Below are 23180 nucleotides of genomic sequence, written 5' to 3'. Positions count from 1 at the left end.
TGACCATGTTGGCCAACGCCGCCCTCAACCCCCATGCCAGCGAGATGCCGCAAGACATCCGCTGGATGAATGCCGCGTCTGCCGCGCTGGCAGGGTTGGCGCTGGCCGCGGTGTTGGCCTGCGGCCTGGTCAAGCTGTCGCGCCTGCCATTCTTCAACATCCAACACCTGCAGATTGACGGCGAGCTGCAACGCAACAATCTGGCCACCATGCGTGCCAACGCCTTGCCGCGCTTGAGCGGTGGGTTCTTCAACCAGGATCTTTTCAAGGCCCGCCACGCTTTCGAAGCCGTGCCATGGGTGCGCCGTGCCGTCGTGCGCCGCGTATGGCCCGACCAGCTGCGCATCACTCTGGAAGAGCACCGTCCCGCCGCCTACTGGCGCCATGAAGACCGTGACGACCAGTTGGTCAACACCTTCGGCGAAGTCTTCGATGCCAACCTGGGCGACGTGGAGGACGAGCCGCTGCCCACTCTGGCCGCGCCGGCCCACCCTTCGCCCGACCAGGCTAGAGTGATGCTGGACATGCTGCACCGTCTGCAGCCGTTGGTCGCGCCCCTGCAGGCCGAGATCGACACCCTGCGCCTGACCGATCGCGGCTCGTGGAGCTTGGCGCTGGACAGCGGCGCCGACATTGAACTGGGTCGCGGCACCATCGACGAAGTGGCCGATCGCCTGCAACGCTTCGTGCGCACTGTGCCCGAACTGCACCGCCAATACCCCGCGCCGCTGGTGCAGGCCGACCTCCGCTATCCCGAAGGCTACGCCGTCAAGCTGCGCGGCGTGTCCACTTTGCAAGAGGCGGCCAGTAAGGCGGCGCTCAAGGCCAAGCTCGCGGCACAAAACGCGGCCTGGGCCGCCCGCCAACGTCAGCAGCAACCACCACAACGTTAACCGAACACAGCACACACACCATGCCCAAGGAATACAAGGATCTGGTTGTCGGACTCGACATCGGCACCGCCAAAGTGATGGCGGTGGTGGCCGAGGTCATGCCCGGTGGCGAGCTGCGCCTGGCCGGTCTGGGCGTGGCGCCCAGTCATGGCCTCAAACGCGGCGTGGTCGTCAACATCGACGCCACGGTGCAGTCCATCCAGCAGGCCTTGAAAGAGGCCGAGCTGATGGCCGACTGCAAGATCAGCCGCGTGTGGACCGGCATCACCGGCAGCCACATCCGGGGTCAAAACAGCACCGGCATGGTCATCGTGCGCGACAAGGAAGTGGCGCCGATTGACGTGCAGCGCGTGGTCGAAACCGCCAAGGCCATCAACATCCCGAATGATCAGCGCCTGCTGCTGGTCGAGCCGCAAGAGTTCATCATCGACGGCCACGAGGTGAAAGAGCCCATCGGCATGAGCGGTGGCCGTCTGGAGGTCAAGGTTCACATCGTGACCGGTGCCCAAAGCGCCGCGGAGAACATCGTCAAGTGCGTGCGCCGCTGCGGCCTGGAAGCCGAGCAACTGGTGCTCAACCCCAGCGCATCGAGCGCTGCCGTGCTGACCGAGGACGAGAAATCACTGGGCGTGGCCCTGATCGACATCGGCGCTGGCACCACCGACGTGTCCATCTTCACCGATGGCTCGGTGCGCCACACGGCCGTCATCCCCATCGCTGGCGACCTGATCACCAGCGACATCGCGATGGCCCTGCGCACGCCCACCAAGGACGCTGAAGACATCAAGGTGGAACATGGTGTGGCCAAGCAAATGCTGGCCGACCCCAACGATCAGGTTGAGGTGCCCGGCCTGGGCGACCGTGCCCCGCGCATGCTCTCGCGCCAGGCTTTGGCCGGCGTGATCGAGCCGCGGGTTGAGGAGATTTTCTCGCTGGTCCACCAGGTGATCCGCGAGTCTGGATACGAAGAATTGTTGTCATCGGGCATCGTGATCACCGGCGGCTCGGCAGTCATGCCGGGCATGGTCGAGCTGGCCGAAGACATCTTTTTGAAACCCGTGCGCAAGGGCATCCCCTTGTACTCGGGTGCACTGCACGACATGGTGGCCAGCCCGCGCTCGGCCACCGTCATGGGCTTGCTCGAAGAGGCAAGACTCGCGCGAACGCGCGGGATGAAGGCGGCGCAGAAGGCCGGGTCGGTTCAGACCTGGTTCGGACGCGTCCGCGATTGGTTCATTGGTAATTTTTGAAGAGCTTCACTGGCTCGACTTACTTATTCACTGGCAACTGCTTGAATTAAAAGGGGTACGACATGGCAATCGAGATGATTGAAAACTTCGACCTGGGAACCCAGATCAAGGTGATCGGGGTGGGCGGCGGCGGCGGCAACGCGGTCGACCACATGATCGCCCAGGGTGTGCAGGGTGTGCAGTTCATCTGCGCCAACACGGATGCACAGGCATTGAACCGCTCCAGCGCGGACATGCAGATGCAACTGGGCAGCAGTGGCTTGGGCGCAGGCTCCAAGCCCGAAGCCGGTCGCATCGCGGCTGAAGAAGCGGTTGAGCAGATCAAGGCGGCGCTGGACGGCGCGCACATGGTCTTCATCACCGCCGGCATGGGTGGCGGCACGGGCACGGGCGCCGCGCCGGTGATCGCGCGCGTGGCCAAAGAAATGGGCATCCTCACCGTCGGTGTGGTGACCAAGCCGTTCGAGTTCGAAGGCGGCCGCCGCATGAAGCAGGCCGACGCGGGCCTGGCCGAGCTGGAAGCCAACGTCGACTCGCTGATCGTGGTCTTGAACGAGAAGCTGCTGGAAGTTTTGGGTGATGACATCACTCAAGAAGAAGCCTTCAAGCAAGCCAACGATGTGCTGAAGAACGCCGTCGGCGGCATCAGCGACATCATCCACATCCCGGGCCTGGTCAACGTCGACTTTGAAGACGTCAAGACCGTGATGAGCGAGCCTGGCAAGGCCATGATGGGCACGGCCACCGCGTCGGGCCCGGACCGCGCCACCAAGGCAGCCGAATCGGCCGTGGCTTGCCCACTGCTGGAAGGCATCGACCTGTCGGGCGCGCGTGGCGTGCTAGTGCTGATTGCCGCCGGCAAAAGCAACTTCAAGCTGAGCGAATCGCGCAATGCCATGAACACCATCCGCCGCTATGCCGCGGAAGAGGCCCATGTCATCTACGGCACCGCCTACGACGAAAGCCTGGGCGACCAACTGCGCGTGACCGTGGTCGCCACGGGCCTGAGCGCTGGCCGCCGTGTGCAAGCACCGATGTCGGTGGTGCACAGTGCCGCGCAAGCGCATGGCCAAGTCTTTGCCCGCACGGGCACGGACAACCTGCCGGTGTTGAACCACCAGGTGCACGGCGGCTCGTCCCTCGGGCTGGGCATGGGCGCCACGTCAAGCCACAACGACTTCAGCGGCTTGAACACGCCCAGCGTGTGGCGCTCGGGCCGCACGCAAGCGGCTGCTAAGGTGGATGCCCTGGCCAGCAATGGCATGGACGAGATCGAGATCCCCGCTTTCCTGCGCAAGCAGGCGGACTGATCTCGAAATCTAAACGCTAAGTTAGACCGATCGTCAGTCGTACCGAAGTCCAGTGAACTCCAAGGCGCCCTGCGAATGGTCAGGGCGCCTTGAGTCCATGGCGCATTGATTCAAATTTCTGCCGACCGAGATTTCGCCCACGCGATCTCGATGGCCGTGACGCGCGCATCCTGGATCGCCTTGCCAATGGCCGGTCCCTGCTTGCCTGTCTCCATGCATTTAGACGCGACCTTGGCGGTGTCCACGCCCAATGCGATGTCCAGTGCCGCCTGCAGTTGCGCGGCCTGGGGGTAGGGCTGTTCGTCCATGCCCAATCGGCCACGCGCATCGCATTCGCAGGCCAGCAGCACCTGCTTGAAACGCCCCGGCTTGCGGATGGCATCGCAGCGTTCCAGCAGCCGCAAGGTGGGGGCCGCTTTCAAATCCCCGCTGCGGTGGATGTTGCCGTGCTCGCGGGCCACCACATCGGCCAGTTCCCGGCACTCGACCGGCGCGCGCAGGCGTTCACTCACGCCCTTGAGCAGCTTGGCGCTGCGCTCTTCGTGGCCCAGGTGCCGGGGCAAGATGTGCTCGGGCGTGGTGCCCTTGCCCAGGTCGTGGCACAGGCAGGCGTAACGCACGGCCAGGTCGGCCTTCAAGCGGGCGCTCATGTCCAGCACCATCATCAGGTGCACGCCAGTGTCGACCTCAGGGTGGTAATCGGCGCGTTGCGGCACGCCCCAAAGGCGTTCGACCTCGGGCAGCAGCCGGGCCAGGGCCCCGCATTCACGCAGCACCTCGAACATGCGTGAAGGCATGTTTTCCATTAGCCCGCGTGACAGTTCCTGCCAGACGCGCTCGGGCACCAAGTGGTCCACTTCGCCTTGCTTGACCATGCCTTGCATCAGGGCCAGGGTTTCGGGCGCCACGGTGAAGTCGTCAAAGCGGGCCGCGAAGCGGGCCAGACGCAGAATGCGCACCGGGTCTTCCGAGAAGGCCGGCGAGACGTGGCGCAGCACCTTCGCGGCCAAATCGTGCTGGCCGCCATGGGGATCAGTCAGTTGCCCGGACTCGTCCTCGGCGATGGCGTTGATGGTCAGGTCGCGACGGGCCAGGTCTTCTTCCAGGGTCACGTCGGGCGCGGCGTGCACCACAAAGCCCCGGTAACCGGGCGCGGTTTTGCGCTCGGTGCGAGCCAGCGCGCATTCTTCCTTCGTTTCAGGATGCAGAAATACCGGGAAATCGCGGCCCACCGGGGTGTACCCCAGACCGGTCAATTCATCGGGCGACGCGCCCACCAGCACCCAGTCCCGGTCACCGGCGGGTCGGCCCAGGAGTCGGTCGCGAACGGCACCACCCACTAAAAAACGTTTCATGGCCGCAGTGTATCGGCGTGGGCGTGCACTTTTCTGGAAGGGGTGCTTCAGCGCATCGTGGTGCAATTTGCCCCCCTGTTTTGAGGGGGGTGTGTCCCATTGAAGTGCGCTTGGGGCCGTTTTTGGGGGGCTGAATGCCGGTTTTGGCTTGGCACGCTTCATGCGTTTGGGTTAATACTTTTTATTGGTTTCTCGTTTTTCGAAGGAATTCATCATGCAAATGACTTCACTGGGCATCCTGACTGGCGCGGCCTTTAAAAGCAGCAAACGCGTTGCAGCCATCGTGGCCACAGGGCTGGCTTTGGCCACCGCCAGCGTGTCATCGCAGGCCGTGGAGGTGGTGGTCGGCACCTTGGACGTCACGCCCACTCCGTTCGGCATTGACCTGCTCGCCTACGATTTTTCGTCGGGCAACTATGCGTTCACCGTGGTCGGTTCGCCGATGTTGAGTTTGTTCACGACCAGCTATTCGCCGATCAGCCCCATCACGTCCGGGGTGCCTGGCGTCACCACGTATTCGTTTGCCGGATTGTCGGGCAGCTACCTGATCAGCTTGTTCGGCGCGCCCAGTGCGCCCTACACCCTGGTCATGTCAGGCACTGGAACGATCACGCCCACAGCGGTGCCAGAACCTGAAAGCTATGTGTTGGCGCTGGCCGGTCTGGGTGCGGTGGGCACCTTGATGCGCCGTCGTCGCAACAGCGACAACAACGGCTGAGCGGCCTCGGTGATTGGCCTTGAAAAAAGCCGCCGACCTGCCTTGAGGCACGGCGGCTTCGGTCGTTTTAGGGCTGGCAGTGTTTTGCCAGCGCCAGGTACTCTGCCACGGGCACTTCTTCGGCGCGTCGGGTCGCGTTGAACTCGACGTCCACGCCGCGCGCGGTGAGCCAGGCGCCCAGCGTGTGGCGCAGCAATTTGCGCCGCTGAGAAAACGCCACCGTCACGATCTCGCCCAGCAGCTTCTGATTGATGCCTTCGGTGGCTGGCAAGGGCACCATGCGCACCACGGCCGAGTTCACCCTGGGGGGTGGGTCGAACGCCGTGGGGGGCACGTCCACCACCGACTCCATGTGATAGCGCCACTGCAGCATCACGCTCAGGCGCCCGTAGTCTTTGCCGCCCGGCCCGGCCACCATGCGGTCCACCACTTCTTTTTGCAGCATGAAGTGCTGGTCTTCGATGTGGTCGGCCCAGGGCAGCAGGTGAAACAGGATGGGCGTGGAGATGTTGTAGGGCAGGTTGCCGATCACGCGCAATTTTTTGGGCGCGTGTTCTTGCGCCACCGCGCCAAAATCAACCTTGAGCACGTCGGACTCGATGACGGTCAGCTCGGGGCGTTGGCGCAGGCGTTGCACCAGGTCCCGGTCCAACTCGATCACGGTGAGGTGCTCGCACTCGGCGACCACGGGGTCGGTCATCGCCCCCAGGCCGGGGCCGATTTCAACCAGCGCCTGGCCGGGCTTGGGCTTGATGGCGCGCACGATGTCTTCGATCACGCCGACATCGGCCAGGAAGTGCTGGCCGAAACGCTTGCGGGCGAAATGGCCCTTGTGGCTGCTTTTGCGCTCAGGGTGCATCGCGCAACTCCACGTAGGCGGCAGCGCGCAGTTCCTTGGCCCACTCTTCGTAGGTGGCTTCGAATTGCTGCTCGCGCAGCACGCTGCGGGCCGCTTCTTTCCTTTGTTGATCGCTCAACTCGACTTCCTTGCGCTCGATCAGCTGGATCAGGTGAACGCCGAAACGGGTCACCACGGGTTCGGAGACCTGGCCGGGCTGCAGGGCCAGCAGGGCTTTTTCGAACTCGGGCACGAACTGGCCAGGGGCCGTCCAACCCAGGTCGCCACCTCGCATGGCGCTGCCGTCTTCAGAGTATTGGCGGGCCAGCTGCGCGAAGCTGGCCTGGCCGCCCACGATCTGCTTGCGGATGTCGTCCATCCGGCGAACGGCCGCCCTGGCGTCCAGTTGCGGTGTGGTGCGGATCAGGATGTGGCGGGCCCGTTGCTGGGTGTAGGTGGCCTTGCCCGAGTTCTCGCGCTCGATCAGCTTGACCACGTGGAAACCGGCGCCCGAGCGGACCAGGGGCCCCACCTTGCCCACGGCCAGGGTTTTGACCGCATCAACAAACAAGTCGGGCAGGCGACTGGCCGGGCGCATGCCCACGGTGCCGCCTTGGTCTCGGGTGTTGGTGTCGGCCGAGTTGGCCTTGACCAGTTGTGCGAAGTTCTCGCCCCGGCTGGCCCGCTGTTGCAGCTCCAGTGCCTTGGCTTGCAGGGATTGAACCTGGGCCGGGCTGCTGCGCTCGGGCACGGCAATCAACAGGTGGGCGATGTTGTAGGAGGTCTCGCCCAGGCCGTCGGCGCCCTTGGCGTAAAACTCGGCCACATCGGCATCGCTGACCTGAATGCGCGCGTTGACTTCGCGTTGACGCACCCGCTCTAGCAGGATCTGCTCGCGAAGGCTGTCGCGGTAGCGCTGGTAGTCCAGGCCGTCGGAGCGCATGCGCTCGCGCAACTCCGCCACGGTGATCTTGTTTTGCGTGGCGATGTTCTCGATCGCCGCGTCCAGCTCGGCTTCGGGCACGTCCATGCCGGATGTTTTGGCGAACGACAGCTGCACCTTCTCGTTGATGAGCGCGTCCAGCACCTGCTGGCGCAAGGCTTCGCCCGTGGGCAGGGGAGAGCCAGCCGGTGTCGATTCCAGGACGCGGCTGACGCGCTTTTCCACCTCCATGTGGGTGATGGGCTCCTGGTTGACCACGGCCACGATGTAGTCGGCGGTGCTTTGCACGCCGGCCAGCTTGAGCTCGGTGCTCAGGCCGCGGTTGCCCGAAATGCGGGGCGACACCGAGGGCGCGTCAGAGCGCTTGAGCCCCTGGGCCTGGGTTTCGGGGCCCGCCATCAGCAGGGCCAGGATCAGGCACAGCCCTGGGACAAGCCGGTGGCTACGGGGCGGGCAGGGCGCGGTGTGGGTGGGGAGCGTGGAGTGGTCAGTCATCAGAGAAGTTGGGCAAGGTGCTCGGGGCCGTCAGCACGCTGTTGTCATCGCGCAGCAGCCGGTAGCCAGGGATATTGTCCTTCAAGGCGCGCAGGGGGCTGGAACCCAGGCGAGACAGGCCGACCAATTCGAGTTGGAACATGAAACGGGTGCTGGCTTGGTCGCGGCCCACCGACAGGCGTTCGGCCACGATCCGGCCGATCCAGCAGCCAGCGTCGTACTCGAAACCATACAGGGTGTCGGCGAAGCGGCTGTCGCGCAGGCTGTAGTTGAGGCGGCCCACGCTGTACCAGGTGCCTTTGCAACTTGATCCGCCAGAGGTGGGCTTGTCGAAGTTCATGGCGGTGGTTTCGGCAACGGCCTGCTTGGCCATGTCGTTCATCGGTGGCTTCTTGCCAAAGATGGGCCATTGCCAGCCCACGGCGAGCTGCTCGCTGCTGTCGCGGGTGTAGCGGTAGTCGGCGCTGATGGTGCGCCAGGCGCCAGGCGAGTAACGCACGCCGATCACCGAGCGTTCGTTGCGGTGGCCTTGCGGGCTGAACTGTGCGGTGCCATTCAAAGTCCAGTGGGGGGCCACGGTGGTGGAGCCCAGCACCAGCAGGTCTGACAGCTTTTGTCGGATCGGGGCTTCGTCGTTGGGTGTGATGCGCTGGGTAGAGAACAGCACACCTTGCACCAGGCCCAGGCGCATCGCTTCGGCGCCGGTCAGCGGGTTCAGCAGGCGCGTGGTCACGCCCAGGTTGACCTTGTTGGCATCCGAGATCCGATCGACGCCGGTGAAGGCATTTTCGTCGAAGCTGGAGTATTGGTTGAAGTCGCGCGGCGCGCTGTCGAACAGGGGCAGGTCCGACTGGTTGCGGTAGGGCGTGTAGACATACTCGACACGGGGCTCCAGGGTCTGGATCAGGTCTTGCCCGAAATAGTTTGCCTGGCGCTCCAGGGTGGCGCTGCTGTCCACGCTGAAGGTGGGGATGAAGCGGGAGGCTTCTTTCTGGCCGGTGGTGAGTGTGCGGTCCAGCGAATAGCTGACCGCGTGCAGCGTGAGTCGGGGCGTGATGGCGATGCCGCTGTCGCCCATCGGGCGCTCCAGCCTGGCGATGGCGTGCACGCGGTCGCCACTGATGCGGGTGGTGTCTTCGTTGGTGAAGCGGTTGAACTCGCCGGTCATGCTCCAGGCCCAGCCGTTCTCGGAGGTGCTGCGGCTGTGCACGCCCAGTTGGGGCTCGCGCCGGTAGGGCGAGATCACCTGGGTGTCAGCATCGGCCGTGGGCGACAGGTCGCGCAGCGTCTGCCAGGTCTGCACATTGGCGTACAGCGAGGTCTGGCTGTTGCCCAGGCCCCAGTTGCGCGTGTTGAGCTGGCGTTCGATGCTGGCGTGGCTGTCGTACAGGCGCGGCGTCAGCGAGGGCAGGTTGCGCGGGAAGTCTTTCCAGTAATTGTCGTCAGAGACCCGGCGCCAGCGCAGCTCGTAGTTGGTCACCGTCGGGTCGCCGCCCGAATTCAGGTCGCCCTGGTGCTTGAAGTCGATCAAGCCGCGCGAACGGCCTTCCACATCGTCATGGGGCAGCATGTAGGCGTGCAGGGTGCCCGAGTCGCGGCCGAGCAGGTAGCGGTACTCAGTGTCCAGCCCAGCACCGCGCCGGGTGGACAGGGTGGGCGTGAGGGTGGCGTCCTGGTTGGGCGCGATGTTCCAGTAGTAGGGCTCGGCCAGCTCGAAACCGCTCTTGTTGTCGATGTCGAAACTGGGCGGCAGCCAGCCCGATTTGCGCGCATCCGACAGCGGAAAGGTCAGCACCGGTGCGCCCAGGATGGGCACGCCCAGGAAGCGGATGACGGCCCCTTCGGCGCGGCCTTCATTCGCGTCGATGTCCATGGTCACCTTGCGGGTGCTGAGCACCCAATCGGGTTCGCCGGGGCTGCCATCGGCTGTGTTTTCGGGGGTGCAGCTGCTGTAGGTGGCGTTGGTGGCGCGCAGGCGGTTGTTGCCCAGGAACTCGACCAGGTCGGCGTGCCCGCCAGCGTTGGTGCGGGCGAAGCGGTAGTTGGGGTTGACGAACTCGCCTTCCAGGGTGTCCAACTTGAGCGTGAGCTCGGGCCCGCTGTAGAAGTCGCCGCGCCGCGTGATGCGCACGTTGCCCAACGCCTTGGCGGTGTTGTCGGCATAGGTGTGGATGACTTCGTCGGCCAGCACGATCAGGGCGCCTTGCTTGAGCCGCACCGACCCGGTGGCCCGCAGGCGGTCATCGGGCTGGCCTTCGAGGTGGTCGGCCTCGAAAAACAGGGGCAGGGCGGGGTTCTCCTGGCCCGCGATGGGCACATCCAGGTTGAACGAGAAGCGCAACGGGTCGGCATTCGCCGCCGCAGCCTGTGCATGCGCAGTGGTTGAGAAACCCAGCGGGGCCGCCACCAGGGCAGCGGCCAGGGCAATCGGCGTCCAGCGGGCGGACAGGGGGCGGGCGGTGGATCGGGTCACGGTGTGGGGCGGGCGCTGTCCTGGATGGAAGGGGCACCGCTTGGGCAGCGGCCTTGCCTACAATCGGGCGATTATTTCACGCGTCCACACCCATGCCTGCTTTTGATTCCATTGCCTGGCTTGAAGCCGATCGCCAAGCGGCGTTTCACCAATGGTTGAACGGCCTGGCACCCGCCCACGGCCTGCTGCCTGACACGCTGCGGTCGGCCAGCGCCGATGCCAGTTTCCGCCGCTATTTCCGGGTCGATGCGCAGGGCGCTTCGGCGTCCTTCATCGTCATGGACGCGCCGCCCGCCAAGGAGGACTGCCGCCCCTTCGTGTCGATCGCGCGGCTGCTGCACGCCGGGGGCGTGAACGTGCCCGAGGTGCTGGCCTGGGACGAAGCACAAGGCTTCATGCTGCTGACCGACTTGGGCGAGCACACTCTGCTCTCGACCCTGAACGCCGGGGTGGAAGTGGGCAACCTCGAAACCGCCGACAGCCGGGCCCGCTATGTGGCGGCCCTGAATGAACTGCTGCGGCTGCAGGCCGTGGCGCCCCCCGCCCACATCCCACTTTACGACGATGCCGTGCTGCAACGCGAGTTGGACCTGTTCCCCAACTGGTACCTGACCCAACTGCGCGGCCAGACCCCAGATGCCGAGCAGCAGGCCATGCTGGCCAAAACGTTCGGCCTGATCAAGGCGCAGGTGCTGGGGCAAGCCACTGTGCTGGTCCACCGCGATTACCACAGCCGCAACCTGATGGTGAACGTCGATGACACCCAGGCCCGCCCTGGCGTCATCGATTTTCAGGATGCCGTGGTCGGCCCTTTGACCTACGACCTGGTGTCTTTGCTGCGCGACGCCTATGTGTTCTGGGACGAAGAAACCCAACTGGACCACGCCGTGCGCTATTGGGAGCGGGCCCGCCAACAAGGCCTGCCCGTGCCGGCCGATTTCGGCGATTTCTGGCGCGATCTGGACTGGATGGGCCTGCAGCGCCACCTCAAAGTGCTGGGCATCTTTGCCCGATTGGCCCTGCGCGATGGTAAGCAGGGGTATTTGGCCGACATCCCCCGGGTCTGGACGCATGCGCACAAAGTGTGTACTCGCTATCAAGGTTTGGGGCCTCTGGCCAAGCTGTTGGAGGCGGCCGAGGCCAGCACGATGGGGATTCAACGAACGGTGGGCTACACCTTCTAGGCACTGGCTTGCGCAAGGGGTGCGCAGAGGGGATAATGTTCGACTTGATGAATCACAACACCCCTACTGCGGCAGAGTTGCCGCCCACGCCCTCGACCGTCCCAGAGACAGTTTCCGCAGAGGCCGCCTCCATCCCCAGTGCATTGCCCGCCGATGTGGCGCCTGAAGAGCCACTGCGGTTCGACACGCTGCCCCTGGACCCGAAACTGCTGCGCGCCATCGTGACGCAGGGTTACTTGTCCATGACGCCCATCCAGGCCAAGGCCATCCCCCTGGTGCTGGAAGGCCGTGACGAGATGGGCGCCGCTCAGTCCGGCACCGGCAAGACCGCCGCGTTCTCGATCCCGCTGCTGCAGAAGATGCTCAAGCACGAGAACCCAAGCATGTCGCCCGCCCGCCACCCGGTGCGCGCCATCGTGCTGGCCCCCACGCGCGAACTCGCCGTCCAGGTCGCGGCCAACATCACCAACTACGCCAAGCAGACCAATCTGCGCGTGGCCGTGGTTTTTGGCGGCATGAACATGAAAGAGCAGACGCTCGAGCTGAAAGCCGGCGTCGAGGTGCTGATCGCCACCCCTGGCCGCCTGCTCGACCACATCGAGGCCAAGAACTGCAACCTCGGCCAGGTTGAGTACGTGGTGCTGGACGAAGCCGACCGCATGCTCGACATCGGCTTTTTGCCCGACCTGCAGCGCATCCTGAGCTACCTGCCCAAGCAGCGCCAGACGCTGTTGTTTTCGGCCACCTTCTCGCCCGAGATCAAGAAGCTGGCGCAAAGCTATTTGCAAGACCCGATCCTGGTGGAAACGGCCCGCCCGAACGAGACCGCCACCAACGTCGAGCAGCGCTTTTACCGCACCACCGACGACGACAAGCGCGCCGTGATCCGCCAGATTCTGCGCGAACGCGGCATCACGCAAAGCATCGTGTTCGTGAACTCCAAGCTGGGTGCGTCGCGCCTCGCCCGTTCGTTCGAGCGCGATGGCCTGCGCACCTCGGCCCTGCACGGCGACAAGTCGCAAGACGAGCGCCTGAAGGCCTTGGCAGCGTTCAAGGCCGGCGAGGTTGATCTGCTGGTGGCCACCGACGTGGCCGCGCGCGGTCTGGACATTGCCGCCCTGCCAGCCGTGTTCAACTTCGACATCCCCTTTGGCGCTGAAGACTACGTGCACCGCATCGGCCGCACCGGCCGTGCCGGCGCCTCCGGTCTGGCCGTGTCCCTGGTCACCTCGTCCGATGCTCGCCTGATGGCCGACATCGAAAAGCTGATCAAGAAGAAGATCGACGTCGAGCCTTACGAGTTGGAAGGTGAGCGCCGTCCTCAGCGCGAGTCGCGCTACGAAGAACGTTCTAACGCGGTGGTCGCATCTTCACCTTCGCCGGAAGCCGACCGCGAGCCTGCACGCGAAGCAGGTCGCCCGACGCGCCCGGTGCGCCCGGCCTATCGCCGTGCCGAGTCGGCCGATCCCTTCTTCAACAAGCCCTACGAGCCTGCGCCTGACGCCGATCCTGTCTGGGAAGACAAGAACGCTGCGACCAGCACCGGTGCTGGTGGCAGCGTGTCGCGCTTCATCAACAAGCCCAAGCGCAAGGTGGCGGCTTTGTTGGGCGGCCCCGGCTCACTTTGCCGTTGACGGTTCCTTGGATGCAGGCTGAGTACGCTGCTGTCGCCACACCGATGGCGACACGCCGTACTCGCGCTTGAAGGCCTGGCTGAACGCGGCCTCTGAGGCATAGCCCACCTGGTCGGCCACGCGGCTGACCGACAGCCCACTGTGGTTGCCCAGTTGCCGCGCGGCCAGCCGCATGCGGTGGCGCGTCAGGTAAGTCAAGGGCGGCTCGCCCAGGGCCTGGCTGAAGCGGTCGGCAAAGGCGGATCGAGACAGGCAAGCGTGCTGCGCCAGCTCGGGCACCGTCCAGTTGTGGCGCGGGTTCTGGTGCATCTGGGCCAGGGCCACTGACAGGGCCCGGTCTTTCAGGGCAGCCAACCAGTTGCCCGAATCCTCGGGGATCGATTCCACGTAGTCCCGCAGGCATTCCATGAAGAGGATGTCGCCCAGGCGGTTGATGATGGCCTGCTGTGCGGGCCGCCGTGCCGACACTTCCTGCGCCAGGAACTGCAGCCCGATGCCCAGCCACAGCGGCGGTGCCTCGCCCAGCCCGTGCAGGTGCATCAGCGGGGGCAGCGCGGCGATCAGGGGCGCGGCCATGTCGATGTCAAAGCGCGCATGGCCGCTGATCAATCGGCACACGGGGCCACCACCACCAAGTTTGAGGGCATCCAGATCCGAGGTGCTCAGGTAGGGCAACAGGTCTTGCGTTTGCGCCATGGTGTGGGGCTTGTCCTGCACCTTGTGCGCGCTGCCGGCGGGCAGCACCAACAGGTCACCGGTTTGCATCAGCACCGGTTCTTCACCGTCGCGGATCAGCCAGCATTGGCCAGCGCCCACGGTGTGAAACGCCGCCAGGCCGGGCGTGTGCAGTTGCAGTGACCAGGGCGCGGTCATCTCGGTGTAGGCAAACACAACACCATTGAAATGCATGTCGTCCAGGATCAAACTGAGAGGGTCCATGGGGCGAGAGCATGCCATGGTCTGCAAGGCGTGATTCACCGGATCATTGCCGCGATCTGCCAATGTTGTGAGGGCTCAGGGTTAACGCCAGTGTGTGGGCGGCGGATCAATGAAGTGAACCGGCTTTACGCCTCTTCACGCCCATGCCGCCGCGCGAGACACTGGCGCCAAGTGTTCAAAGGAGTTTTCAATGCAACAAACCGCTGCCGCACCCAGCCGCTGGGTCGATTCAAAGCGCTATCTTTGGTTGCTCAGCCCGACCGTGACCTTGGTCGCCGCTGTGGGCCTGTTGGGTTTCTGGAAGTTTGATCAGACCTGGCTCTTGTGGGTGGGCTTCCTCATCCTGTACGGCGCGATCCCGGCCTTGGACTGGATTTTTGGCGAAGACACCAGCAACCCACCCAATGAGGCCCTGGCTGATCTGGAGTCCGACACCTATTACAGCTGGGTTCTGTACGCCTTCGTGCCCTTGCAGATGGCCGTCCTGGTTTTTGGGGGCTGGCTGGCCGTGACGCACGACCTGCCCTGGTACCACCAGGCGGGCCTGGCCCTGACCGTGGGCATCGTCAATGGCATCGGCATCAACACGGCGCACGAGCTGGGGCACAAGAAGCTGAAGTTTGACCGTTGGCTGGCCCGCATCGCATTGGCGCCCACCGTCTACGGCCACTTCTTCGTCGAGCACAACCGTGGCCACCACAAGAACGTGGCCACGCCGCACGACCCGGCCAGTTCGCGCTTTGGCGAGTCCTTCTACGCCTTCCTGCCGCGCACCATCATCGGCAGCTTCCGGTCGGCCTGGCACCTGGAAGCCGAACGCCTGCAACGCCTGGGCAAGGGTGTGTGGAGCCTGCAGAACGAGAATCTGCAATCGTGGTCGATGTCGGTGGTGCTCTTCGGCGCGATGATCGCGGTGTTGGGTTGGGCCGTGCTGCCTTTCCTGATCATCCAGGCCGTTTATGGCTTCTCGATGCTGGAGGTGGTGAACTACCTGGAGCACTACGGCCTGCTGCGCCAAAAAGGCCAGGATGGCCGCTTCGTGCGCTGCGAGCCTGAGCATTCGTGGAACAGCAACCACGTGGTGAGCAACCTTTTGCTGTACCAGTTGCAGCGCCACTCCGACCACCACGCCAACCCAACGCGGCACTACCAGTCGCTGCGGCACTTCGAGAACAGTCCGCAACTGCCCTCGGGTTATGCCGGCATGATCGTGCTGGCCTACATCCCGCCGCTGTGGTTTGCCTTGATGAACAAGCGCGTGCTGGCCCACTACAAGGGCGACATGAGTTTGATCAATCTGCAGCCGTCCAGAAGGGCCGAGTTGCTGGCGCGCTACCAGGCAACTGGCCAGCAGGCGCGGGCTTGATGAGTCGGGGTGAGTCCATGCAATACCGCTGCCCCAATTGCGACCATGTCTATGACGAGGCCAAAGGTGAGCCCCACCAGGGCTTTCCGCCCGGCACAGCCTGGTCGCTGATCCCCGAGGACTGGTCTTGTCCTTCATGCGCCGTGCGCGACAAAGTGGACTTCGAGGTGCTGGACGCCTGATCTGCTTGTAGAGTGAGGGGTGATGCCACCCACTCCTCCTGGTCTTCAAGACCTGCACCGTCCATGAGCACCGCTGCCGCTGCCCCGAATGACGACCTGCTCGATTCGGGCTACCTGAGCGCTCTGCGCCAGCAAATGGTGAAGTTCGCCCAGATGCACCTGAGCGATGTGCACCTGGCCGAAGACGCTGTGCAAGAGGCCTTGGCCGGCGCCTTGGTGGGGGCTCAGCGCTTCGCGGGCCGCGCCGCGCTCAAGACTTGGGTGTTCGCCATCCTGAAGCACAAGGTGGCCGACGTGCTGCGCCACAAGCAGCGCATGGTGGATGCCAGCAGCCTGTGTAAGGAAAACGAGGAAGACGCGACCAATGATTTGTTTGACCGGCGCGGTCATTGGTTGTCAGACAGCCGACCCACCGCCTGGGACAACCCACAAGCCTGCCTGGAGCAACAGCAGTTCTGGTTGATCTTCGAGGCTTGCCTGGACGGTGTGCCCGCCCAGTTGTCACGCGTGTTCATGATGCGCGAGTTCATGGGTTTTGAGACCGATGAGATCTGCGAAACCGTGGGCATCACCTCGGCCAATCTGTTCGTGATGCTGCACCGGGCGCGCCTGCGTTTGCAGGAGTGTCTGGGGCAGCGCTGGTTCGAGGCTGGCGATGCGCCAAAGAAGAAGGGACGTCGATGAATTGCGATCGAGCCACCCGCCTGATGTCCAAGTCACAGGATCGCCCGCTGAACAACGGTGAGCGCACGGCGCTGGAGGTTCACACCTGGATGTGCGTCGGCTGCCGCAATTTCCGCAAGCAGGTGGGGTTTTTGCGCCAGGCGATGCAAGCCTTTGCGCAGCGCCAGGATGACGACGAGGGGCCTGGCGCGGGCCGGGTGTAAGAAGCGGGCGGCTTCAGCGACTCATGAATGAGCAACATTTTTCAGGAGCCCTGCCATGACCGCATTCATCGAACGCTGGATTGAACCTGCCGTGCACCTTGCCCGGCGTGGCGAGCCTTGGGCGCAGGCTTTGGCTTTGCTGGCCGCGCGCCTGTACCTGCTGGACGTGTTCTTCAAGTCGGGCCTGACCAAGCTGCAGGATTGGGACTCGACCTTGTTCCTGTTCGCCGAGGAGTACCACGTGCCGGTCTTGCCCCCTGAACTGGCCGCCTGGATGGGCACCGGCGGTGAGCTGGTCTTCTCGGTGCTGTTGGCCGTCGGCTTGTTCAGTCGCCCTGCGGCCTTGGGGGTGTTCTTCCTCAACGCGGTGGCAGCCTACAGTTACCCCGACATCAGCGCGGCGGGTTTGAAGGACCACGTGCTGTGGGGCGTTTTGAGCTTCGCATTGGTGCTGTTTGGGCCAGGTCGGCTGGCCCTGGATGCTTGGGTGATGCCGCGCTGGCTGCCGTCACTGCGCGAGCGCTGAGCAGGCAGGCCTGATCAGGGCAATTCGACCCCGAGCAAGCGCGCGCCGATGGTGGCGCCCCGGCCCGCCACATAAGCGGAGTTGGGGTTCTTCTCGAAGCGTTTGGGGGCGGGCAGCATCACCGCCAGGCGGCCTGCGGGCGTGGCACTCAACTGGCTGGCATCAACCCGGAAGTAGTGGCGTGCCGCCGCTTGCGCGCCAAAGATGCCCTCGCCCCATTCCACGTTGTTGAGGTAGATGCCCAGGATGCGCTCCTTGCTGAGCAGGCCTTCCAGCATGAAGGTGATCATGAACTCCTGGCCCTTGCGCAGAAAGTTGCGCTCGCCGCTCAGGAACAGGTTCTTGGCCAGTTGCTGGGTGATGGTCGAGCCGCCGATGACCTTGGGCGTGGCACTGAGGGCGCGCGCTGGCGCCTCCGGTGGTTTGCGCCCACGTGATTGGGCCCGCGACACGGCGCGTTCATAGCGGGCCTGGGCTTGCGCGCGGGCCTTGTCCACCTTGGCTTGCGCCTGGTTGTTGCGCTTCCATGCGTTTTCCAGAGCATCCCATTCGACGCCGCTGTGGTCCACGAAGTTGGCGTCTTCAGACGCGATCACGGCGCGCTTGAGGTTGTCGGAGATGTCGGCATAGGGGCGCCATTCCTGGCTCCACAGCACCTCGTGCTTGTCGCGCGCCAGCCTGAATACTTCGCTGCGCTGGAAGGTGGTGGACTGCGGATCGACCACGGTCATCAGCGCGATGCGTGCCACGAAGTACAGCTGCAGGGCGATGACGCCCAATGCGATCAGGACCACGATTCGCCAGACGTTGCGCATCACACAGGGTTCTTGTTTTGGAGGGGTGAAGGCGTGTCGATCTGAGCCCGCAAGGCGGCCAGGACCGGCGCCGTGTCAGGGCGGATGCCGCGCCACAGGGCAAAGCTTTCGGCGGCTTGTTCGACCAGCATGCCCAGGCCATCGCGGGCCACGGCGTGGTGCTCATGCGCCCAGTGCAAAAAGGGTTGAGCGGCCGGGCCGTACATCATGTCCAGGGCCAGGGTGCCGGGGCGCAGCACGCCCGGGCCCACGGGCACGCCGCTGCCTGACAAACTCGCCGCCGTGCCGTTGATGAAGACGTCGTAGGCTTGGCCCGCGTTGTCCAGCGCGCGGGCAGTCAGGCGCACGCCGTGTTCGGCCGCCCAGTCGGCATGTCGGTCGACCAGGGCCTGGGCTTTGTCGAGGCTGCGGTTGGCCAGGACGATCTCGGCCGGGCGCGCCTCGATCAGTGGGCCCAAAACACCCGCACTGGCGCCGCCCGCGCCCAGCAGCAGCACGCGCTGGCCGCTCAGGGCCACGCCCGCGTTGACGGTGATGTCGCGCACCAGTCCGACGCCATCGGTGTTGTCGGCCAGCCAGCCGCCGTCTGCCTGGGCATCAAAGCGCAGGGTGTTGGCGGCTTGGGCCAGCGCGGCGCGTGGCGTGCGGCGCGTGGCCATCTCGAAGGCTTCGAACTTGAAGGGCACGGTGATGTTGCAGCCGCGCGCGCCACCGTCGGCAAAGGCTTGCAGCGTGGCCTTGAAGGCATCCAGCGGGCACAGCAAGCGCCCATAGTCCAACGCCTGGCCCGTTTGCTGGGCAAACTGTTGATGGATGGCGGGCGAGCGGCTGTGCGCCACCGGGTTGCCGGCGACGGCATAGCGGTCAGTCATGGGGCGCTTTCTCCGTTGGGCATCACGGCCTGGGTCGAGGCTTCCAGCGCGGCATCGCGCGTGAAACGGAATCGAGACGAGACCAGCAGCAGGTCGCGGCCCTGGCTCACTTCCAGCGGCACGGCACCAAAGGGCCCAGCCTTCTTGACGATGGATTGCGCGCGTTTGTCGAGCTGCTTGTTGCCCGAGCTTTGGGTCACGATCGCCTCGATCACCTGGCCCTTGCGGTCGATCCAGACCTCCATCACTAGCTCGCCGTACAGCTTCGTGCCGTTGTTGCCGGTGGGGAAATGCTCGGTCCCGGCCCGCTCGATGACGGTGCGAAAGTGGCTGTAGTACATCGCATCGGTCGACTTCAGCGTGGCCGGGCTGAGGTAGCGCTTCTTGGGCCGCGAGTTCTCGGCGCGGATGCGCTTGTCGATCTCGGCCAGCAGCTCGGTGAGCTGGCGGCGCCGATCTTCATCGGCGCGGTTCTGGGCGCTTTCGAGCTTCTGGCGTGGCTGCGGCGGTGGCAGGCTTGAGAGCTCGTTCTGGATCTGCGTGAGCAGTTGCTGCTGCTCGACCTGCATCATCTCGACGATGCGCTGTGATTCGTCCAGCGATTCGCCCACTTCGGTTTGAAAGGCGGGCGGCAAGGGTGAGGTGGCCCGGCCTTCGCCTTCGCCGCCACCGACCAGGTTGTGCTGGGCCAGCGCTTGGGCCTTGTCGGGCCGTTGCTCACTGCCCGCGTTGACCAAAATCACTTCCAGCGGCGTGTCTTTGAAGACGCGGTTGAAGCCTTCGGGGTCGACGAAGCGCACGGTGAACAGCACCGCATGGACCGCCACGGAGACGATCAGCGTTTTGTGCAGCAGGGTGAGGTGGCTCAGGGCCGTGCGCAGGCGTTCCAGCATGGATGCTCTTCGGGTTGCTTCAGGCCTCGGGGCTGGCGGGGGCTGGGGCATCGGCGTCGGTCACGTCGATGGCCAGCGTCAGCGGTCCGGCATTGTCCAGCGCTTCGTCGGCGTCATCACCTTCGGCATCACCCTGGTCCGCCGGGGCGGTTTCATCGATGCGGCCGATGACGCTGGCGTGCACGTCCAGGGTCAACTCGTCTACCCCGGTGACGCGAACGCGCACGCGGGTGTTGCGCGGCAGGCTGTCGGCGCCAATCGCCTTGAAGACCAGGGGCAGGGTGTCGGCGCGGACCAGGCCGTTGATCATCACGGCGCAGTCCAGCTCGGTGATGTTTTGCTGGCCCAGGTGGCGCAAGGTCCAGTAGCGCTCCAGGCTGGACTGGAAGCCGTTGTAGGTGCTGTAGGCCGTGTCGAAGTTCGAGATGATCGAGAACAGCTCGGCATCCTTGGGCTTGAAGGGGGCGACCAGGGCGGCGGTGCGGCCATGCTTGGCCACGGCAATGATTTGCCACTGGTTGACCAAGTCCACATAACGGCGCAGCGGCGAGGTGGCCCAGGTGTACTGCGCCACGCCCATGCCCGCGTGCGGCAAGGCCCGCGTGCCCATCCGCACCTTGATGCCAGGTTGCAAGCTGGCCTGGCTGCGGTAGATGCCGGGCAGGCCGAAGTCGTTCAGCCAGCCGCCCCAGGTGCTGTTGGCCAAAATCATGGCTTCGGCCACGATCAGGTCGAGCGGTGAGCCACGTTGGCGCGTGCCGATGATGACCTGTTCGCTGCCCAGGGGTTCCACGCCATCGTCCTTGCCTTCGAGTTTGAAGGTGTAGTCGGGGCGGTTGAAGTTTTCGGGTTTGCCGCGCACCACTTCGCGCTGGGCCTTGAGGTGCTTGGCCAGGCGGAAGGCGAAGGTCAGCTCGGGGGCGAAGGCGTAAGTGGCTTCAGCCTGGCCGTTCAAAGTGGCTTCGGTGACGATGCCATCGAGCTTGTCGTGGCGCAGGTTGGCGGCAATGGGCACGGTCTCCAGGCGCGTCTCGCTGCCCTTGACTTCCAGGGTGGCCTCGTCATAAGTCACGTACAGCGACACGGCGGGGCAGTTGCGGCCTGCTTGCAAGGTGTAGCGCTGCACCACCTCGTCGGGCAGCATGGTCAGCTTGTGGCCGGGCATGTACACGGTCGACATGCGGTTGCGCGCCACCACGTCCACGGGGGTGCCGGGCGCGATGGCCAGGCCAGGCGCGGCGATGTGGATGCCGTAAATGACGGTGCCCGTGCCCAGGCCTTGCACCGACAGCGCATCGTCGATCTCGGTGGTGCTTGAATCGTCGATCGAGAAGGCCTGCACGGTGGCCAGGGGCAGCTCGTCCTTGATGGGTGGCGCTTCAAGCGCCGGAAAGCCCGTGCCCTTGGGGAAGTTCTCGAACAAAATGCGCCGCCAGTGGAACTGGTAGGGGCTGTCGATGGCGCCGGCGTCTTTCAGCAAATCCAAAGGCGCGCGCTGCGAGCGCTTGGAGGCCTCGACCACGGCCTTGTACTCGGCGCCGTTCTTGTCGGGCTTGAACAGGATCTTGTAGAGATGCTCGCGGATGGGGGCGGGGCAGGCGCCATCCACCAGCTCTTGCGTCCACGATTCGATCTGCGCGGCGATTTGCTTCTTGCGCTCGATGGCGACCAGGGCCTGCTTGAGGATGTCCTCGGGCGCCTTGCGAAAGCGGCCCTTGCCACGGCGGTGGAAATAGTGCGGCGCGTCGTACAGGCGAAACAGCATGGCCGCTTGCTGGATGGCGTCGGCCTTGTCGCTGAAATATTCCTTGGCCAGGTCTTCGAAGCCAAAGTCTTCTTCAGGGGCGACTTCCCAGATCAGGTCCAGGTCAATCTCGCCGGCCTGGGCGGCGCCCTGGGCCAGCACCTCGGACGGGCTTGGCTTGGCGAATTTGATCAGCACGTTGGCGGATTTCGCCTTCACGCGCTTGCCCGAATCAAGTTCGATTTGCATCGAGCTGTCGGCTTCGGACATCACACGGCCAGCCTGGAATTTTCCGGCGTCGTCAAAAAGGGCAAACATCAAATGTGGTTTTCGGCAAAGGAATCAGCCGCTATTGTCCTACGCCCTGGTGTCGCCCGGAACAGCCCAGTTTTCGACTTTCAGGCCGGGCACGCGCTCGAACTCACGGGTGTTGTTGGTGACCATGGTGAAGCCCAAGGCCAATGCATGGGCGGCGATCTGGGTGTCCAGGGGGCCAATCGGTGTGCCTGCGCGTTCCAGGTGGGCGCGCACGTCGCCGTAAACCTCTGCGGCTTGCTGGTCAAAAGGCATGATCTGCAGGCCGGACAGGAACTGGGACAAGGCCAAGCGGTTGCGGGCGGAGCCGCTCTTGGCCACGCCGAAATACAGCTCTGCTGCCGTGATGCTGGAGACCGCCAGGGTGTCGGCCGCGTGCTGGCGCAGTTGCTCAATCACGGCCGGGGGCATCTGTTTGATGGTGTAAATGCAGATGTTCGTGTCGAGCAGGAAGCGGGTTGTCACAAATCCTCCCGCGCATCGGGCTGGGCGGGCTGTGCGCGGTCAGGAAAGTGCTCGAACAAGGGCAGGGATGCGATCAACCGTTCAACGCGGTTGGAGGATGCCGGGCGCAAAATCAGGTCAGGGCCCACGCGCTCGATCTCAACCTCGTCGCAACTCAGTTGAAATTCGAGCGGGATGCGAACCGCCTGTGAGTTGCCGCTTCGAAAGACACGGGTGGTGGTCATGTGAGATCCCTAGTGTATATATTTTAAGTATATACATGGGTGGGCCTCACCACAAGAGGCCCAAAAACCGTAAAACGGCGGGCTGATGAGGGGCGAAATCAGTCAGGGCGTGGTCGCCGCCTTCCAGCAGCGTCAGTGGCGTGCCGGGGTAGTGCGCCGCCATTTCGCGCCAATCCAGCACTTCGTCACCCTTGGCGATGATGGGGAAGTAACGCTCGGGGCGGGTGATGGGGTAAGGCGCGATCGCCTTGAATTCGTCGATGAACTCAGGGCGGAAGAAGAACTTGGCGTCCGGGTCGTGGAAGTGGCTCAGCTCGCCGATGTGGCGGGCCAGGTCGCGCGCCGGGGCCACGGCAGGGTTGATGAGCACCGCAGGGCAGCCGATTTTTTCCGCCAGCACCGTGGCGTAGAAGCCGCCGAGTGAGGAGCCCATCACCGCCATGGTGTCCTGGGGCCAGTCGGCCACCTGCGCCTGGATGTCGGCCCAGGCCTGCGCTGGGGAGGGTGGCAGCTGCGGGCAGGCCCACGTGACGGTACGGCCTTGCGCGTTCAAGGCCTCAACAGCGGCGGCCATCTGCTGCGCCTTGGCAGAGCCAGGCGAGGAGCGAAAGCCGTGCAGGTAGAGCAGGTGGGTGGTGGTCATTGACCCGCACTATGACACCTGCGGGCCGCACGGCACAGCGCGTCACTGGTGCCGTTGCATGGAGAGTTCTGAGGTGCTGTGCAGGCCGCGCGCTGCCAGGTGCACAAAAATGGGGATCATGACGAGCGTCATCAGGGCAATGGTCAGCATAGGGCCTCCTGTTTGGTGAGTAAGCCAGCATGCGCCGATCCATTTCCCCGCGAATGAGGGATTTAC

General features: G+C 64.5%; 23 protein-coding genes. 11 read left to right on the top strand and 12 right to left on the bottom strand.

Features of this window, described 5'->3' with window-relative positions; translation table 11 throughout:
- The 3 genes from H7225_RS08240 to ftsZ form a co-directional block, all read left to right on the top strand.
- Positions 1 to 893 (top strand): cell division protein FtsQ/DivIB (locus H7225_RS08240; protein WP_366481308.1); only part of this gene is annotated, 893 nt, incomplete at its 5' end.
- 20 nt (positions 894 to 913) lie between these two features.
- Positions 914 to 2143: a cell division protein FtsA gene (gene ftsA / locus H7225_RS08235; protein WP_290660684.1), complete on the top strand. Its 1230-nt coding sequence runs from the start codon at positions 914 to 916 to the stop codon at positions 2141 to 2143.
- A gap of 62 nt (positions 2144 to 2205) precedes the next feature.
- Positions 2206 to 3453, top strand: a complete 1248-nt coding sequence (gene ftsZ / locus H7225_RS08230) for a cell division protein FtsZ (protein WP_290660682.1) — start codon at positions 2206 to 2208, stop codon at positions 3451 to 3453.
- A gap of 110 nt (positions 3454 to 3563) precedes the next feature.
- Here the strand turns inward: ftsZ and H7225_RS08225 are convergent, their stop codons facing one another.
- Positions 3564 to 4808, bottom strand: a complete 1245-nt coding sequence (locus H7225_RS08225; protein ID WP_290660680.1) for a multifunctional CCA addition/repair protein — start codon at positions 4806 to 4808, stop codon at positions 3564 to 3566.
- 214 nt (positions 4809 to 5022) lie between these two features.
- Here H7225_RS08225 and H7225_RS08220 point away from each other — a divergent pair, with 214 nt between their 5' ends.
- Positions 5023 to 5526: a PEP-CTERM sorting domain-containing protein gene (locus H7225_RS08220; RefSeq protein WP_290660678.1), complete on the top strand. Its 504-nt coding sequence runs from the start codon at positions 5023 to 5025 to the stop codon at positions 5524 to 5526.
- Positions 5527 to 5593: 67 nt separating this feature from the next.
- Here the strand turns inward: H7225_RS08220 and rsmA are convergent, their stop codons facing one another.
- Genes rsmA through lptD form a run of 3 tightly spaced genes read right to left on the bottom strand, consistent with a single transcriptional unit; the run spans position 5594 to position 10275 of the window.
- Complete coding sequence (gene rsmA, locus H7225_RS08215; RefSeq protein WP_290660676.1) at positions 5594 to 6385, bottom strand: 16S rRNA (adenine(1518)-N(6)/adenine(1519)-N(6))-dimethyltransferase RsmA; 792 nt, start codon at positions 6383 to 6385, stop codon at positions 5594 to 5596.
- Entirely contained in the window at positions 6375 to 7802 is a 1428-nt protein-coding gene (locus H7225_RS08210; RefSeq protein ID WP_290660674.1) for a peptidylprolyl isomerase, read from the bottom strand. The genes rsmA and H7225_RS08210 overlap by 11 nt, the downstream gene beginning before the upstream one ends.
- Positions 7795 to 10275, bottom strand: a complete 2481-nt coding sequence (gene lptD / locus H7225_RS08205) for an LPS assembly protein LptD (RefSeq protein WP_290660672.1) — start codon at positions 10273 to 10275, stop codon at positions 7795 to 7797. The genes H7225_RS08210 and lptD overlap by 8 nt, the downstream gene beginning before the upstream one ends.
- Positions 10276 to 10367: 92 nt before the next feature.
- Here lptD and H7225_RS08200 point away from each other — a divergent pair, with 92 nt between their 5' ends.
- Positions 10368 to 11459, top strand: a complete 1092-nt coding sequence (locus tag H7225_RS08200) for a phosphotransferase (RefSeq protein ID WP_290660670.1) — start codon at positions 10368 to 10370, stop codon at positions 11457 to 11459.
- A gap of 47 nt (positions 11460 to 11506) precedes the next feature.
- Positions 11507 to 13093: a DEAD/DEAH box helicase gene (locus H7225_RS08195; RefSeq protein ID WP_290660668.1), complete on the top strand. Its 1587-nt coding sequence runs from the start codon at positions 11507 to 11509 to the stop codon at positions 13091 to 13093.
- Here the strand turns inward: H7225_RS08195 and H7225_RS08190 are convergent.
- Positions 13079 to 14032 (bottom strand): AraC family transcriptional regulator, encoded by a 954-nt coding sequence (locus H7225_RS08190; RefSeq protein WP_290660666.1) that lies wholly within the window; start codon positions 14030 to 14032, stop codon positions 13079 to 13081. The genes H7225_RS08195 and H7225_RS08190 overlap by 15 nt on opposite strands.
- A gap of 190 nt (positions 14033 to 14222) precedes the next feature.
- Between H7225_RS08190 and H7225_RS08185 the strand changes: the two genes are divergently transcribed.
- The 5 genes from H7225_RS08185 to H7225_RS08165 all read left to right on the top strand — a co-directional run bounded on the left by H7225_RS08185 (position 14223) and on the right by H7225_RS08165 (position 16993).
- On the top strand, positions 14223 to 15398 hold the full coding sequence (locus H7225_RS08185) for an alkane 1-monooxygenase (RefSeq protein ID WP_290660664.1): 1176 nt from the start codon (positions 14223 to 14225) through the stop codon (positions 15396 to 15398).
- A gap of 17 nt (positions 15399 to 15415) precedes the next feature.
- Complete coding sequence (locus tag H7225_RS08180) at positions 15416 to 15580, top strand: rubredoxin (protein WP_290660662.1); 165 nt, start codon at positions 15416 to 15418, stop codon at positions 15578 to 15580.
- A 63-nt stretch (positions 15581 to 15643) separates the two neighbouring features.
- A complete protein-coding gene (locus tag H7225_RS08175) occupies positions 15644 to 16264 on the top strand; it encodes a sigma-70 family RNA polymerase sigma factor (RefSeq protein ID WP_290660660.1) in 621 nt (206 codons plus the stop codon).
- Entirely contained in the window at positions 16261 to 16467 is a 207-nt protein-coding gene (locus H7225_RS08170; RefSeq protein WP_290660658.1) for a zf-HC2 domain-containing protein, read from the top strand. The genes H7225_RS08175 and H7225_RS08170 overlap by 4 nt, the downstream gene beginning before the upstream one ends.
- 55 nt (positions 16468 to 16522) lie before the next feature.
- On the top strand, positions 16523 to 16993 hold the full coding sequence (locus tag H7225_RS08165; RefSeq protein WP_290660656.1) for a DoxX family protein: 471 nt from the start codon (positions 16523 to 16525) through the stop codon (positions 16991 to 16993).
- A gap of 14 nt (positions 16994 to 17007) precedes the next feature.
- On the opposite strand, the gene H7225_RS08160 is transcribed toward H7225_RS08165, so the two are convergent.
- From H7225_RS08160 to H7225_RS08130, 7 genes are read right to left on the bottom strand one after another with little or no spacing between them, the layout of a single operon-like run.
- Positions 17008 to 17808, bottom strand: coding sequence for a transglycosylase domain-containing protein (locus tag H7225_RS08160; RefSeq protein ID WP_290660654.1), 801 nt, complete (start codon positions 17806 to 17808; stop codon positions 17008 to 17010).
- Positions 17808 to 18680, bottom strand: a complete 873-nt coding sequence (aroE, locus tag H7225_RS08155; protein WP_290660652.1) for a shikimate dehydrogenase — start codon at positions 18678 to 18680, stop codon at positions 17808 to 17810. The genes H7225_RS08160 and aroE overlap by 1 nt, the downstream gene beginning before the upstream one ends.
- Complete coding sequence (locus H7225_RS08150; RefSeq protein ID WP_290660650.1) at positions 18677 to 19573, bottom strand: energy transducer TonB; 897 nt, start codon at positions 19571 to 19573, stop codon at positions 18677 to 18679. The genes aroE and H7225_RS08150 overlap by 4 nt, the downstream gene beginning before the upstream one ends.
- A gap of 19 nt (positions 19574 to 19592) precedes the next feature.
- Complete coding sequence (locus H7225_RS08145) at positions 19593 to 21635, bottom strand: RNB domain-containing ribonuclease (protein ID WP_290660648.1); 2043 nt, start codon at positions 21633 to 21635, stop codon at positions 19593 to 19595.
- Positions 21636 to 21674: 39 nt separating this feature from the next.
- The gene (locus H7225_RS08140; protein WP_290660646.1) at positions 21675 to 22097 is read right to left on the bottom strand and encodes a type II toxin-antitoxin system VapC family toxin; all 423 of its coding nucleotides are present in this window, start codon (positions 22095 to 22097) and stop codon (positions 21675 to 21677) included.
- Positions 22094 to 22321 carry an AbrB/MazE/SpoVT family DNA-binding domain-containing protein gene (locus H7225_RS08135; RefSeq protein ID WP_290660644.1) on the bottom strand — a complete coding sequence of 76 codons (228 nt, stop codon included), beginning with the start codon at positions 22319 to 22321 and terminating at the stop codon, positions 22094 to 22096. The genes H7225_RS08140 and H7225_RS08135 overlap by 4 nt, the downstream gene beginning before the upstream one ends.
- A gap of 46 nt (positions 22322 to 22367) precedes the next feature.
- Positions 22368 to 22964: a YqiA/YcfP family alpha/beta fold hydrolase gene (locus H7225_RS08130; RefSeq protein ID WP_290660642.1), complete on the bottom strand. Its 597-nt coding sequence runs from the start codon at positions 22962 to 22964 to the stop codon at positions 22368 to 22370.
- Positions 22965 to 23180 lie beyond the last annotated feature (216 nt).

The organism is Aquabacterium sp., assembly GCF_014378415.1.
Classification (GTDB): Bacteria; Pseudomonadota; Gammaproteobacteria; order Burkholderiales; family Burkholderiaceae_C; genus Aquabacterium.
This window is presented reverse-complemented; position numbering and strand designations above follow the sequence as displayed.

Excerpts from the sequence above, each read along its gene's own strand:
- ftsA (WP_290660684.1), top strand. The coding sequence starts at position 914 with ATGCCCAAGGAATACAAGGATCTGGTTGTCGGACTCGACATCGGCACC.
- ftsZ (WP_290660682.1), top strand. The coding sequence starts at position 2,206 with ATGGCAATCGAGATGATTGAAAACTTCGACCTGGGAACCCAGATCAAG.
- H7225_RS08225 (WP_290660680.1), bottom strand. The coding sequence starts at position 4,808 with ATGAAACGTTTTTTAGTGGGTGGTGCCGTTCGCGACCGACTCCTGGGC.
- H7225_RS08220 (WP_290660678.1), top strand. The coding sequence starts at position 5,023 with ATGCAAATGACTTCACTGGGCATCCTGACTGGCGCGGCCTTTAAAAGC.
- rsmA (WP_290660676.1), bottom strand. The coding sequence starts at position 6,385 with ATGCACCCTGAGCGCAAAAGCAGCCACAAGGGCCATTTCGCCCGCAAG.
- H7225_RS08210 (WP_290660674.1), bottom strand. The coding sequence starts at position 7,802 with ATGACTGACCACTCCACGCTCCCCACCCACACCGCGCCCTGCCCGCCC.
- H7225_RS08200 (WP_290660670.1), top strand. The coding sequence starts at position 10,368 with ATGCCTGCTTTTGATTCCATTGCCTGGCTTGAAGCCGATCGCCAAGCG.
- H7225_RS08195 (WP_290660668.1), top strand. The coding sequence starts at position 11,507 with ATGAATCACAACACCCCTACTGCGGCAGAGTTGCCGCCCACGCCCTCG.
- H7225_RS08190 (WP_290660666.1), bottom strand. The coding sequence starts at position 14,032 with ATGGACCCTCTCAGTTTGATCCTGGACGACATGCATTTCAATGGTGTT.
- H7225_RS08185 (WP_290660664.1), top strand. The coding sequence starts at position 14,223 with ATGCAACAAACCGCTGCCGCACCCAGCCGCTGGGTCGATTCAAAGCGC.
- H7225_RS08180 (WP_290660662.1), top strand. The coding sequence starts at position 15,416 with ATGCAATACCGCTGCCCCAATTGCGACCATGTCTATGACGAGGCCAAA.
- H7225_RS08175 (WP_290660660.1), top strand. The coding sequence starts at position 15,644 with ATGAGCACCGCTGCCGCTGCCCCGAATGACGACCTGCTCGATTCGGGC.
- H7225_RS08170 (WP_290660658.1), top strand. The coding sequence starts at position 16,261 with ATGAATTGCGATCGAGCCACCCGCCTGATGTCCAAGTCACAGGATCGC.
- H7225_RS08165 (WP_290660656.1), top strand. The coding sequence starts at position 16,523 with ATGACCGCATTCATCGAACGCTGGATTGAACCTGCCGTGCACCTTGCC.
- H7225_RS08160 (WP_290660654.1), bottom strand. The coding sequence starts at position 17,808 with ATGCGCAACGTCTGGCGAATCGTGGTCCTGATCGCATTGGGCGTCATC.
- aroE (WP_290660652.1), bottom strand. The coding sequence starts at position 18,680 with ATGACTGACCGCTATGCCGTCGCCGGCAACCCGGTGGCGCACAGCCGC.
- H7225_RS08150 (WP_290660650.1), bottom strand. The coding sequence starts at position 19,573 with ATGCTGGAACGCCTGCGCACGGCCCTGAGCCACCTCACCCTGCTGCAC.
- H7225_RS08145 (WP_290660648.1), bottom strand. The coding sequence starts at position 21,635 with ATGTTTGCCCTTTTTGACGACGCCGGAAAATTCCAGGCTGGCCGTGTG.
- H7225_RS08135 (WP_290660644.1), bottom strand. The coding sequence starts at position 22,321 with ATGACCACCACCCGTGTCTTTCGAAGCGGCAACTCACAGGCGGTTCGC.
- H7225_RS08130 (WP_290660642.1), bottom strand. The coding sequence starts at position 22,964 with ATGACCACCACCCACCTGCTCTACCTGCACGGCTTTCGCTCCTCGCCT.